The 12,981-nt window shown below is 55.4% G+C and carries 8 protein-coding genes; 4 read left to right on the top strand and 4 right to left on the bottom strand.

Annotated elements, in window-relative coordinates; translation table 11 throughout:
- Positions 1-636: 636 nt before the first annotated feature.
- Positions 637-2,052 (bottom strand): DUF5658 family protein, encoded by a 1,416-nt coding sequence (locus SV7mr_RS18010; RefSeq protein WP_145275329.1) that lies wholly within the window; start codon positions 2,050-2,052, stop codon positions 637-639.
- A 988-nt stretch (positions 2,053-3,040) separates the two neighbouring features.
- On the opposite strand from SV7mr_RS18010, the gene SV7mr_RS18005 reads away from it, so the two are divergent.
- Both SV7mr_RS18005 and SV7mr_RS18000 read left to right on the top strand, forming a co-directional pair.
- The gene (locus SV7mr_RS18005; protein ID WP_145275326.1) at positions 3,041-4,192 is read left to right on the top strand and encodes a D-TA family PLP-dependent enzyme; all 1,152 of its coding nucleotides are present in this window, start codon (positions 3,041-3,043) and stop codon (positions 4,190-4,192) included.
- 242 nt (positions 4,193-4,434) lie between these two features.
- Positions 4,435-5,979 (top strand): sulfatase family protein, encoded by a 1,545-nt coding sequence (locus SV7mr_RS18000; RefSeq protein WP_145275323.1) that lies wholly within the window; start codon positions 4,435-4,437, stop codon positions 5,977-5,979.
- A 153-nt stretch (positions 5,980-6,132) separates the two neighbouring features.
- Here the strand turns inward: SV7mr_RS18000 and SV7mr_RS17995 are convergent, their stop codons facing one another.
- Entirely contained in the window at positions 6,133-6,678 is a 546-nt protein-coding gene (locus tag SV7mr_RS17995) for a hypothetical protein (protein WP_145275320.1), read from the bottom strand.
- Positions 6,679-7,907: 1,229 nt separating this feature from the next.
- Here SV7mr_RS17995 and SV7mr_RS17985 point away from each other — a divergent pair.
- Positions 7,908-8,879, top strand: coding sequence for a serine O-acetyltransferase (locus SV7mr_RS17985; protein WP_145275312.1), 972 nt, complete (start codon positions 7,908-7,910; stop codon positions 8,877-8,879).
- Between the two features lie 339 nt (positions 8,880-9,218).
- Positions 9,219-10,361, top strand: a complete 1,143-nt coding sequence (locus SV7mr_RS17980; RefSeq protein WP_419188483.1) for an iron-containing alcohol dehydrogenase — start codon at positions 9,219-9,221, stop codon at positions 10,359-10,361.
- Between the two features lie 133 nt (positions 10,362-10,494).
- Here SV7mr_RS17980 and SV7mr_RS17975 read toward each other — a convergent pair whose 3' ends face one another.
- Together SV7mr_RS17975 and SV7mr_RS17970 are read right to left on the bottom strand one after the other, a co-directional pair.
- Positions 10,495-11,232, bottom strand: coding sequence for an ABC transporter ATP-binding protein (locus SV7mr_RS17975; protein WP_473163651.1), 738 nt, complete (start codon positions 11,230-11,232; stop codon positions 10,495-10,497).
- Positions 11,233-11,310: 78 nt separating this feature from the next.
- Complete coding sequence (locus SV7mr_RS17970) at positions 11,311-12,903, bottom strand: ABC transporter permease (protein WP_145275306.1); 1,593 nt, start codon at positions 12,901-12,903, stop codon at positions 11,311-11,313.
- Positions 12,904-12,981 lie beyond the last annotated feature (78 nt).

Raw genomic sequence — 12,981 nt, 5'->3', positions numbered from 1 at the left:
TTTGCGAAGGCGTGAATTAAAGTTGATCGGACCTCGACAATCGTTGAACGCTAAAGTGTCTTGTCGCTCGGTTGCCCAAACAGTTCTCAGTGAAGACGCAACCAAACTGCGTTCGCCGAAAGCATTGAAATGCGAAACGGACTGCAAACTGGTGACGGTCAATTCTTACGCAACAAAAGTGACGATGAACAATCGCAGCACTTTCGCGAGAAAAAAACGCTCTTCATCTGACGAAATATCGGACAAGCCCAGCACCGAGATCGCTTCAAAATTCAGCTACGGATACGTGCAGGCTCAGCGTCAGAGCACGGGACAGACGACTGGAACCTAGGCTTGACCCGGAAGATTATCACATTTTCTGGATTCCGGGAAGCCCAACCCAACAAACTGGCGCGGATTGTGCTGTGATTTCATTTTTGGCTTTCAAAAGACGAAAAAAGTCGCGTTTATGGTGTTTCAAACGCGCCTCAGTCGTGACTTACGGGCGCGCAGTCCGCTGATGCTGTCTTTTTTTTGAGAAATTTATTCTCGCTCGCCGCAGGTGGTCGCTGGAGACGCCAGATTGTCCCCGAAGAAATGCTTGCAATCCGGCCTGCAGACAGCGAAGTGCCTGCCAGGCAGTTCCTTTTCATCTCGTTACATGAACATGGACTGGAAAATCACCCAGCGTGCGGTCAGCAGGGTCATGATCAGGCAGCACCACCACGCCGCTGATTGAGCGAACGCGCGGCGCCGAAGGCTGAAGAGGATGGTCACAGCCACGCCAGTAACCGTGATCTTAAAGAGCGTCACGGCCGCCACGCTGTTTCCCAAGCCGTCACCCAGTAGGCCATTTCCCAGCGGGTTCATCTCTCGCATCATCCCAGCTTGACTGGTGACGATGGTGGAAACCAAGTCCAACAGAGACAGAATCCCAATCAGCAACACCGAGCGGCCAACGACTTTACGTGTCTCATCGTCGAACCAGTCTTGCAGCGTGATCTGCCGGTGCTGGAACAGGCCCCCACTCGGTGAGTTCGTGCTGCTGGCCGAACGGTTGCCCGGCGACTGGGCGGTGGAGAATCCCCTTGAAAGACCGCCGGCGAATTGGATCAGACGAGCGGATGCGACGGCGCTATCTGAAACGGTTTCCGGTTCGGCAGATTCCTGGCCAGAAAAAGTGAACAGCGGCGGCAGCTGAACCGTGGGCCGATTGTTCAAGAGGTGCCCGAAGGCCAGGACCACAAAGATCATGGCTGCGATCGTCAGTGGGAATGATAGTTTGGTAGCCAGCAGCATTGCCTTGGTCTGGCTGTTGGCTTTTTCTTCCGCGGTTTCTAGACGATCCAGCATCGCGGTCGCGCGCTCTCGTAACGCGGTCGACGGCTGGAAGCTGCTGGTGAACTGTTTCCAAGTCTCATTGGGGTGTGCCCCGGAGGCACCCGCCGGCAACTCAGCCTCCCCCAAGTGGCCGGATTTCAGTAAGCGAATCAGGTGAAAGTTACCTTCGTTGGGTTGCAGCAGCAGAGGGGACAGGCCTTGATGGATGATCACGACACCGCCGAGCTGAGCTCCGATCAAAGAGTCGTAAAGTTTCGCGGACTCCCTTTGAACGCGTTGTTCCAAACTGCGTGCGTTTCGCATGCCCCCTTGTTGGAAGCTTGCCGCTGCTGCATTGGGGCGGCGTTTTGCAGATGGTTTGGCAAGGCCACGTTTACTGTTGGGGTTCGGTTTGGCGAACGGTGCCTTCGTTGCAGAGCCTTGTAGATTGATGCCAAACCATTCTAGGTCGTAGTCGCTCTCGTTGATGCGGATGCCAGCGGGCAGCGGTTCAATGGCGTAGGGGGGGGCGATGTAGTGCCCGTCGATGAACAGCAGGCCGTGACCTTGCAGCGGCAGGCGAGGCTCGTTGACTTCGCTTTCCGTTGCCGGGGAGATGGAATTCGCGGACACGACTGTGCTGCTCAGCATGGCGGCCATGCAGGCAATGGTGGCGATTGCAACCAAGAATCGTTTTTGTGTTGTCCGAGGACGCGATGGTTGTTGGGGCTTCATCTGTGGTCGTGTCTTCATGTCACGTTTGCCTTTCTGGGGCCGCTGTGTCAGTGCTCAAGAACGGTGAGTACTTATGGGGTGGTCATTAACTGAAAGTACGCTCCGGTGAGCAACGCGTAAGCGATCAAGGTTTTGGGGCATCGGGAAGCGAAGGGCGGGTTCACGTCTCGAACACACTTAAGCATCAATTGCAATGTGATTGATGGCTAGCTTTGATCATGCCCGTTTTCTGACACTGTCACGTTTTGAAGCCATCGGTTTTGGGGAAAACTGGTGGCGATCAACTATTGAACGTGTGATCCGTCCCATTGAACTCAGGCAGGCCGTTTTGCTGCCAGATCGCCTGACGTTTGGCCGAAGGCTGAGTTTCGAGGGGCGTCCCTTTAAACCACGGTCGGGTGTCAAGGTTTCGGTGTCGTTTTTTTCTGCCGCCGGGTGGGGGGGCGGCAGAACGAGTTGATGCGGGTGTGTTGGAGGGGAACCGTCTAGTGTGACTTAAGTTGTGGTTAGCAGTTCAAGCCATCTTTCGCCGTAAATTGGCCATGCTGTTGAGTACCAAGCAGGTGGCGGAAGCCTGAAATGCGGATCCTCGGACGTTCGCCCAACAATCGGGCTGTAACGATGGTTTCAGTCAAACCAGCTGTTGGGTTTGATCTCAACCGGGTTGGGGGGGCAGCATGCAGGCCTAGCAAATGGCATCCGTTTGCTACTCGTTGGTTAGACGCGACACGTTTGGGAAACTTCCGCCGCAGAAACAGCAAGACGCCGCGCGGATTCTAAGAGATCCCCCCTGCAACGGACTCGCCAAGGACTGATAAACTGTCACGCTGCATGCCTCATGTGGAGGCGCAGCTTGGCAGAGTGATCGGTCAATGCAAAGAATCGGTCGGCGCAAAGAGAAGGGATGCTTCGTCATCTGTTGGTGTGTTCATCGATCGGCATCGGGATTGAGCCGCAGCTTGCCTCCCTGTCACGCGAGATAACTTCCTGGGAAAGAAACAAGTTCATGTCAGACAACGCACAGTCGTCGTGGTATCAAATTCAAAACGCAGCGGACATTCCATCGCCGGCGTTGTTGGTGTACCCCGATCGAATCAAACATAACTTGCAGCAAATGATTGCCTGGGGCGGCGTGGAGGTTCTGAGGCCGCACGTCAAGACTCACAAGATGTCACGTGTTGTGCAACTAAAGCTAGACGCTGGGATCACAAAATTTAAAGCAGCAACGATCGCCGAAGCCGAAATGACGGCAGCAGCAGGCGGGAAGGACATTCTGGTTGCGTATCCCTGTGTGGGGCCCAATCAGCAACGCTTGCTGCGTTTGATCAGCACCTTTCCAGAGACCGCGTTCTCGACCTTGGTGGACGATTTTGAAACTGCTCAGTCGCTTTCGCAGGCGGCAGCGGAAGCCAAGGTTGAAATCCCTGTCTACTTGGACCTGAACGTGGGGATGGATCGCACCGGCATCGCGCCGGGGCCGGCGGCCGAGGCTCTGTATGGCCAGTTGGCTGAATTGCCAGGATTAAAGGTGACGGGGCTGCATGTTTACGACGGGCACATTCATGGCACGGATGATCAGGTGATCACTCAGGCGGTGGATCAGGCGTTTGCCCCAGCATGGCAGATGCGCGCCAACTTGCTTGAACAGGGCTTGCCTGTTCCCCACGTTGTCGGTTGTGGGACAACGTCTTCCTGTTGGATGGCTGGTGTGGTTGATCGTCAAGCGCAGTCTGGCGGCGCGACCGTTCCGGTGGAAGTCAGCGCTGGGACATCGGTGTTGTGGGATGCGGGGCAAGACGGATTGAGTCCACCGATGGGCATTCAGAATGCCGCCGTTTTGTTGGCTCGGGTCATCAGTCGTCCGACCGAGAAGACGATTTGCATTGACTTGGGGCACAAGGCCGTTGCTTCAGAAATGCAACCGCCTCGCGTTGAGTTTTTTGGATTGCCCGACGCCAAGTTGATGATCCATAGTGAAGAGCACTTGGTGCTTGAGGTGCCCGATGCAGATCGCTTTCCTGTCGGCACGGTGCTCTATGGAGTCCCCACACATATCTGTCCGACCGTTGCCCTTCATGAAGTCGTCTACTGCGTCAATGGCGGCCAGGTCACCGAAGCCTGGCAGGTCGACGCTCGCAAACGCGTCATCACGATCTAAACCGCCCAGTGAACCGGCGGCGTTTGCTGCCGCTGACAGCTGGAGCTTGCCGATCGAACCCACGCCAAGTGGGTTTCGGATGGGGAATCTTGAGCAGGTTCGGTTGGCATTTTGAAAGCCACTGGTGTAGCCTTAGAGCGAGTTGTGGCAACGCTAGCGGTGCGACTTCTTCGTAGGCCCGGTGATCGCTGATCCTATTGCCGGCCAGACGCCTTCCTTTCCCCAGTGGGTATTATTGAATCATGCGAATCAAACTAGCTGCGATGTTTGCTGTTGGCATCGCTCTCTCATTGACACTGTCCAGCCCGTCACGGGCTGCCGAGCGACCGAACGTGATTGTCATCATGGCTGATGACTTGGGCTATGGTGATCTCAGCTGTTACGGGGCGACTGAGTTGCAGACTCCCAATATTGACAAGTTGGCCGCCGGAGGATTGCGTTTCACAGAGGGCTATTGCAGCGCGTCGACATGCACGCCCACCCGGTTCTCCTTTCTGACCGGAATGTATGCCTTTCGCCAACCCGGTGCAGGGATCGCTCCACCCAATGCGACCAGTTTGATTAAGCCGGGAACAGAAACCATTGCCTCGTTACTTTCGAAGGCTGGTTACAAGACCGGTGTCGTCGGTAAGTGGCACTTGGGCCTTGGCGAAGGCGAAGGTCCTGATTGGAATGGCCTGCTGAAGCCCGGTCCATTGGAAATTGGATTCGACTACTGTTACTTGTTGCCAACGACCAATGATCGTGTGCCCAGCGTGTATGTTGAAAACCATCGCGTGGTGGATCTGGACCCCAATGATCCACTTTGGGTGGGGCGAAAGAAGCCCAGCGAAGATCACCCGACGGGCATCGACCCCGAGGTGCGCAAGACTCTAAAGATGGATTGGAGTCATGGCCATAACAACACCGTTCACAATGGAATCGGTCGCATTGGTTTCTATACCGGTGGCCAGAAAGCGCGATGGCGTGACGAAGACTTAGCGGATGCGTGGGTAGACAAGTCCGTCGAATTTATCGAATCCAACAAGGACGAGCCATTCTTCTTGTTCTTTGCCTCACATGATTTGCATGTTCCACGGATGCCTCATGAACGTTTTCAAGGAAAGACCAAACTCGGTTTCCGTGGCGACGCGATTGTCCAATTGGATTGGTGCGTGGGCGAACTGACCAAGACGTTGGATCGACTGAAACTATCCGAAAACACCTTGATTGTGTTCTGTAGCGACAACGGCCCGGTGCTTGACGATGGCTACAAAGACGGCGCGATTGAACAGCTTGGCAAGCACAAGCCAGCCGGTGTCTATCGGGGTGGCAAGTACAGCATTTATGAGGGTGGGACTCGGACGCCGTTCATCACCTATTGGCCAGGGACCATTAAGCCCGGTCAAAGTGATCGAGTCGTTTGCACCGTCGATTTGCCAGCAAGCATGGCAGCGCTGGTGAATCAGCCGCTCGAAGGGCAAGCCTGCCCCGATAGCTTTAACGTCTTGCCTGCGTTGCTTGGCAAGTCGGATGCCGAAGGACGCGACCACCTGCTGCAACAGCCCAACAAAGGTCCGACCTTGGCACTGCGCGTCGGTGACTGGAAAGTGCTTTCGTACGCGAGCGCAAAACCGCATAAGCGATTGACCTACGCAAAAGGCGAAGGCAAGTACGAGCTCTATCACCTGGTCGATGATCCAGCCGAGAAAAATAATCTGGTCAAGAAGCATCCAGAGAAGCTGAAAGAGTTGCTCGAACAACTCGAAGCGATCAAAGCTGCCGGACACTCGCGCCCAGGCATTTAGGCAGTGTGCTTAGAGCACTGCTATTTAGGCAGTGTGCTTAGAGCACAGCTATTTAGGCAGTGTGCTTAGAGCACTGGCGATTGTTGTGCCGGCGTGCAGCCGGCACACATCATCTGGTCTTAAGACCGCTCGCTTGGCCGGGTGAAGGTCAAGCTAGCGTCTGAAGCCTGAGTTGAGGAACTTGCTGGAGCGGATGTTCCGGCTTTTCTGCACGCGGTTCCGAGCCGTGAAGTCATCCAGTTTGGGAACCGTCACGTTGGTTCGCGTGCCCATGATGCACAGCGCTCGTTCAAACGTCGGAAGCGGCCAGATCGGTGACTTGCGTCGTGAGTACTTTTCCAGCGACAGCACGAGTGATTCTTCCAGCCGCTTCTGATTGACCAACGCGACCACTTCATCGATGTACGCTTGCTGTTCATCGGTGGTCGCTTTGAGGTTCGCAATCAGGTAGTCACGCAGAGAGGGCTGCAGCGTGAGTTCGTCCACCGGGACGATGACACGAGGTGGTTCGGGGCGGTCAACAACATTGGGGCCATTGAATTGGATTTTCAGCTGCTGTGCGACCGCTGGCGACGAGGTTGAAAAGATGGCCAGCAACATCGCGATGGCAGGTAACCAGAAACGGTTTCGCTGGTTGGCTGCAGGCTCAGAGCGACTGCTTTGGTGGAACACGTCGTTTGGTTTTGATGCTTGCGTCATCGCCACTTCCTTGGGGTGACAGGTTGCAAGTGACACCTCAATCAGGCACCGTTTGCAGCCAGGTGGTCCGTTCTCATCAGTCAGGCTGAGCTGATGATGTTTGGGCTGAGGCTGTTTCACGCGTGAAACAGCCTTGGCCGATTTTGTCTCGGATTAACTTGTTCGGGTTGTAATGATTTCGACAGGAAGCTTGCTGTTTGTCCAGGCGAATCATTGCATTTGATTGAAGCGTCCGTCAATTGCCACCGTCGCCTTGTGAACCATGCCTTCGCAGCAAGTGTCATTGGCCGTTAGCCATGGGCTCCAACAGCCATGCAGTAGCAACTTTAGGCGGTTGCTGGCAAGCGAAGATCTGTGGTGCAGTTGGGTCTGCGTAGGCTGCGAAAGATGTAACACTGCGATCTGAGCTTCAGGCGTTTGGTTATTCGGAAAGTCTGCATGATCGTGGTTAGACGGTCGATGCATGGGATGAACTGAAGACTCTCTTGTAAGAAAGAGTGCCCAGAAAACGGCCATCAACACGATGGTCAGCGGGTTCATGGATGGGCCCGTCAGTCATCATCAATCGAATGGTTTGTCTTCCGCTGGTCGATCCGCAAAGCGTTTGCTGTGGATCGTAAGTGGAAACAAAGCACGTTTCTGCCTGCTAGGTGCCCAGAAGGAATTGGACAATGCATCGTTTGCTATGGATTGGATCATTGGTCGGATTGCTGTTCGTCAGCACCGGATGTTTGCGTCATCACACGCGTTGTGGATCGTCTTGCAGCACCGGAGCGTGCAGCAGTGGTGCCTGCAGCAGTGGATGTGCGACCGAAAGTTGCGGTAGTTGCGGCAACGGGGGTTGTTTGTCAGGCCTTTGCGGGGGTTGCCGGACAGGTTGCCAGGCTGGACCATTAGGATGGGGTCAAGGTGGACTTCGCTACAGCTCTTGTCTTGGCCAACAACAGCAAATCGGTCAGGGCGCTGGACAGGTCGCGTACCCGTATTACACGCTCCGTGGTCCTCGTAACTTCCTGGACCCCAACCCACCGTCCATCGGCCGCTAAGAGCCGACTAGGCAATCAAACGCCTAGGAAGGATGTCGTGTCGCGTTGGCAATCAACCTGGATTGCCAACCCCGACGACGAAGGTACAAATCGTTCGGTAAAGGACGCCCGTGTTTATCAGAAATGCGGGCGTTTGGTTTATCTGTGTCGAGTCCATTTCCTTTCACTAGATGAGTCAGTGCAGTGGCATCTGATTTCCGTTTGAAAGAACAGTTGCCGCGATTAGTCAACGACATCGTGGCCACGTACACTCCGGACGACAATGTGAATCACTTGGGGCATTGTCCGCTGCCCAACTATGAAGTGATTATCGAGATCCTGGCTGGTTTGACCGACATCCTGTATCCGGGATATCGCCGCCAAGTGGGGCTTCACGCAGGTAACATTGCCTATCACGTCGGCAGCACGATTGATCGGTTGCATGATCAATTGACCACTCAAATCGCCGCTGCATTGCGACACGACGATCGTGTGCGTTTTGCTGACTGTGAGCAGAAAGAGGCGGATTACGAAGCCAAAGGCCAAGCGATGGCGATTGCGCTCCTGGAGCGGATCCCAGCCTTGCGAGCCACATTGGCCACCGACGTTCAAGCTGCGTTTGATGGCGACCCCGCCTGTCACACGGCGGATGAAGTTGTGTTCTGCTATCCAGGGATCGAAGCGATCACGGTGTATCGCATCGCTCATGAGCTGGTTGAACTCCAGGTTCCCTTCATCCCTCGGATGATGACCGAGTGGGCACACAAGCAGACCGGGATCGATATTCATCCGGGAGCCACCATCGGCGAATACTTCTTCATTGATCACGGAACCGGTGTCGTGATTGGTGAGACCTGTGAGATCGGCGCCCACGTCAAGCTTTATCAGGGTGTGACCCTGGGGGCATTGAGTTTCAAGACCGATGACAGCGGTGCCTTGATTCGGGGCCAGAAACGGCACCCGACGATCGAGGATGGCGTGGTGGTTTATGCCAACGCAACGATCCTGGGTGGCAACACAACCATCGGGCGCGAATCAGTGATCGGATCGAGCGTTTGGATTACCAAAACCGTCTCGCCGCTGACGACCGTCGTCTTGGAAAAGCCTTCCCTGAGAGTTCGGGGGGCCAGCGAAGCGGCCCATCAGCCAGCCGATCAGGTCAATTTCCAGATTTAGCGGTGCGGCCGCTGCCGGTTGGCAGCTCTTAATAATGACTACCGAACATCAACCACTCGATTCGCTGGTGTTCGGCGAAGAAGAACATTCTGCTGTCGGTCGATTGACTAGAATGGGAATTCCCCGGTAAGGCAACGCGCATTTCGGTCGGCTGTCGCCGCCGTCGCATGGGGCGCGATTCGTCGCCCTGGCTGATGGTTTGAATGCGACGACTGGCTTCCCTTGACACGCCTTGTCGCAATCATCCCACCGACACTTTCCCGCCGATAATGAAGCGGCCAGTCAAACTGGTTGTCTCATTGTGATCCCGCCTTTGCAGCGAAAGTAACTATGTCCGCGTTGACTGCTTTTGACACCTCCTTTCCGACCCGCGTTGTTTTTGGCCAGGGAGTCTTCTCGCACTTAGGGCAGCTGGCAGCCAGCTTTCGACCGAAGTGCGTCCTGGTGGTCAGTGATGCTGGCCTGATTGATGCCGGGCACTTCTCAGCTGCCGTCGATCTGTTAACCAAGGCAGGCTTGCGGGTGGAGTCCTTTCATGACTTCGCCGAGAATCCGACCTCCGCAATGGTTGATGCTGGCGTCGCCAAAGCAGCAAAAGTGCAGCCTGATTTATTGATCGGTCTTGGTGGCGGCAGTAGCATGGATTGTTGCAAAGGCATCAACTTTGTCTATTCATGCGGTGGACGTATCCATGACTACCATGGCGTTGGCAAAGCAACCGCAGACATGTTGCCGATGATCGCGGTTCCCACCACATCGGGCACCGGTAGCGAAGCACAATCCTTCGCTTTGATCAGCGATGCGGAAACGCACGTCAAAATGGCTTGCGGCGACAAGCGAGCGGCTTGCAAAATCGCTCTGCTGGATCCAGAGTTGACCACCACTCAGCCAACCGGCGTGACAGCGCTGACGGGGATCGATGCGATTTCGCATGCCATCGAAACGTTTGTCACCAACAAACGCAATCCGATGTCGGTGACCTTTAGTCGCCGAGCCTTTGGCTTGCTGGCCAGTGGCTTTTCAAGCGTGTTGGCCGATCCAACGGACTTAGAAGCACGCGGTCGCATGCAGTTAGGCGCCTGCTTTGCTGGCATGGCGATTGAAACGTCCATGCTGGGAGCTGCCCATGCGACGGCAAATCCGTTGACGGCCAAGCATGACATCACTCACGGCCAGGCCGTCGGCTTGATGTTGCCCGCAGTGATTCAGCTCAATGGCAGCGCTCATGCCGATTGGTATGCGGAGTTGCTGCGCGAAGCGAACGTGGATGTGCCGGAATCAGAAGCGCCCAGCCGACTTGCAGAAAGGGTCACTTGCTGGTTGCAAGAAGCTGGCCTGGAAACCAGTCTCAACGCGCTGCAGATTCCCGAATCGGGAATTGATGAATTCGTTGAAGCCGCCTTGCAGCAATGGACGGGGAATTTTAACCCGATCCCGTTGGATCGTGACAAGACTCTGCAGCTCTATCGCAGTGTGGCATGACGTGGGCCGTGACAAACAAGCACGCAATCGTTTCGGCAGCCCAGTTTGTTAGGCAGCCCAGTTTGTTAGGCAGCCCAGTTTGTTAGGCAGCCCAGTTTGTTAGGCAGCCCAGTTTGTTAGGCAGCCCAGTTTGTTAGGCAGCCCTGCGTGGGACAGTCTTGCCACTCAGCAGGCCATCTTGCATTCTCAAGCAGACATCGGCTGATGCTGCGATCTCATCATCGTGTGTGATCATCAAGATCGACAGATTGTCGTCGGCGTTAAGTTCACTGAGTAGCTTCAGGATATCGACACCGGTTTCCGTGTCCAGGTTGCCCGTCGGTTCGTCGGCCAGCAGCAGTTTCGGATCGGTCATCAGAGCGCGTGCAATGGCCACGCGCTGCATCTCACCGCCGCTCATTTCGCTGGGGCGATGCTTTGCCCGGTGCAGCAAGCCGACTCGATCCAGCATGGCTTCGGCTCGTTGCTGCAGCTGGCGACGTTGTCCCAGGTAGTTCCACATGCTGCGTCCAATCATGGCTGGCGCGATCACGTTTTCGATGGCTGAGAGTTCAGGCAGCAAGTGGTAGAACTGAAAGATAATCCCGACGTCCGCATTACGATAGCGATCGCGTTGACTGCGTGACGCATTGTCAATGCGTTTGCCCTGAAAGTAGATTTCGCCCTGGTCGGGGCGATCGAGCGTTGCCAGCAAGTGCATCAGCGTGCTTTTTCCGCTGCCGCTACGGCCGACCAAGGCAGTGACTTTGCCCGTTTCGACATCCAGATCGACCCCGCGAAGCACAGGGACGGCAAGCTTGTCTTTGTGGTAGGTCCTACGCAGACCGCGAGCGCTGAGCACAATTTGATCTGGGGCAGTGGAATGAATCATGGCGTTGGGTGGGATAGCAATCAGTGAAGAAGCGGGTTGGTTAAGCACCAGGCGGCATCGCCTGGCATCACAACGTCATCATTCAAACCGCAATGCTTGCACGGGATGCATGCGTGCGGCTCGCATCGCTGGAAGCACGCTGGCCAGCACGGCGATTCCCACGGCACCTAACGTGACCCACACCAATGTTAAGGGACGGACGATGGTGGGAATGGTGTCGAAGTAGTAGATCGTTGGATCAAACACTTCTTGTCCAGTCATGACTTCAATCACGCCGGCAATCTCGTTGATGTTTTGCACAAACAACAAGCCTCCGACCAGTCCAGCACCACTGCCGACAAAGCCCAGCAGCACACCATAGGAAACAAAGATACTGCTAATGCCGCGGCCCGATGCGCCCAACGCTTTCAGCGTGCCAATGTCTCGCGTCTTTTCAACCACGATCATGAAGAAGGTGGCCAAGATTCCGAAGCCAGCGACGGCGATGATCAGAAAGAGCAAAATGTTCAGAATCGTCGTTTCCAGTTGAACCGCCGACAGCAAGGGGCCTTGCATGTCACGCCACGTTTGCACGTTGTAGGCAAATAACTCGGGTGGGAACCGATCGCGAATCTTATCGCGGACGGCATCCAAGTTCGCGCCCGCGGCGAGTTTCAGCTGGATCGTGGTGACTGAACGAACTCCCGTTTGTGGGTCGATCATCCCGCGAGCATCTTGCAGTTCTTTTAATGGGACGAAGGCGAACATGCTGTCATATTCGCTCATCTTGGATTCGTACAGGTCAACCACCGTGAAGGTCTTGTTCAAGACTTTGGTGTTGTCCGAGGCGCTGGGGAACATCAAGCGGACATCGTCGCCTGGCTGAGCATAAAAGTGGTCGATCACATTGCCATCGGCGTCACGTGCACGAACGCTGCAAGTCGAAATGCCCAAGATGATTCCTGGGAACTGATCTTCCATCGGATCGAGCGTGGCTTGCAAGGTGCCCGTTGAATCGTTTGACAGTGGGTTGGGGATGACTGGCGGAGCGTCGGCTGCCGCGAAACTGGGTGACAAGGCCGCTCCAAACGTTGGTCCCTGGGCGGCATCAATCGCCTCTTGAGATTGTGGTGCTTGCGGCTTTAAGGCCTCTTCTTGAGCGCGAATCTTGTCTTGCAACCGCTTGACATGGACCCAGTGCCGACGGTGTTTCCAGCCCGCATCGGCAAGCTCTTCGCGGCCCGGAGCATAGCCACCATCACGGAGATCAAAGGTGGCGTTCTGTTGGTTTTCAGGGTGCATCAGATACTTGCCAAAGTCGCTGACGCTATTGTAGGTCTCCGGGTCCAAACCGATCATGTTGACATGTCGGCCGATCTGTTGCCCACGGAATTCAATGCCCAGCATTGCTGGCACGCTGACACTGACACTTGAGCCAATGATTTCGTCGCCACAAATGCGTTTGATCTCGGCCAGATGGCCTTCGGGGTCCGGCAGACCACCGGTGGCATGGCAGTCAATGACAATATCGCCAGCCAGTCCGTGTAGACGATCATGCATCTCGGCAGCAAAGCCGCTCATCACGCTATTGACGATGACAAGCGTCGCAACCCCAAGGGTCACGCTGATGATGGATGCCAACGCGATGTAACGCGTGCGCAAGTAGCGAAAACAAAGTAACCAGCGGTACATCAAAGCCTTCCTTGGCTATGGAGACAGCAAAATTCGAAGCTGACAAGGATGGCGGAAGCACAAGGCATGCCTTTCGTT

The sequence above is a fragment of the Stieleria bergensis genome, assembly GCA_007745635.1.
In the GTDB taxonomy this organism is placed as follows: domain Bacteria; phylum Planctomycetota; class Planctomycetia; order Pirellulales; family Pirellulaceae; genus Stieleria; species Stieleria bergensis.
The sequence above is the reverse complement of the archived record's forward strand: the minus strand, read 5'-3'. Positions and strand labels throughout refer to the sequence as shown.

What these genes read in the sequence shown, in the direction of transcription:
- SV7mr_RS17970 (WP_145275306.1), bottom strand. Translation starts at nt 12,903, where the DNA reads ATGTACCGCTGGTTACTTTGTTTTCGCTACTTGCGCACGCGTTACATC.
- SV7mr_RS17995 (WP_145275320.1), bottom strand. Translation starts at nt 6,678, where the DNA reads ATGACGCAAGCATCAAAACCAAACGACGTGTTCCACCAAAGCAGTCGC.
- SV7mr_RS18005 (WP_145275326.1), top strand. Translation starts at nt 3,041, where the DNA reads ATGTCAGACAACGCACAGTCGTCGTGGTATCAAATTCAAAACGCAGCG.
- SV7mr_RS18010 (WP_145275329.1), bottom strand. Translation starts at nt 2,052, where the DNA reads ATGAAGACACGACCACAGATGAAGCCCCAACAACCATCGCGTCCTCGG.
- SV7mr_RS18000 (WP_145275323.1), top strand. Translation starts at nt 4,435, where the DNA reads ATGCGAATCAAACTAGCTGCGATGTTTGCTGTTGGCATCGCTCTCTCA.
- SV7mr_RS17975 (WP_473163651.1), bottom strand. Translation starts at nt 11,232, where the DNA reads ATGATTCATTCCACTGCCCCAGATCAAATTGTGCTCAGCGCTCGCGGT.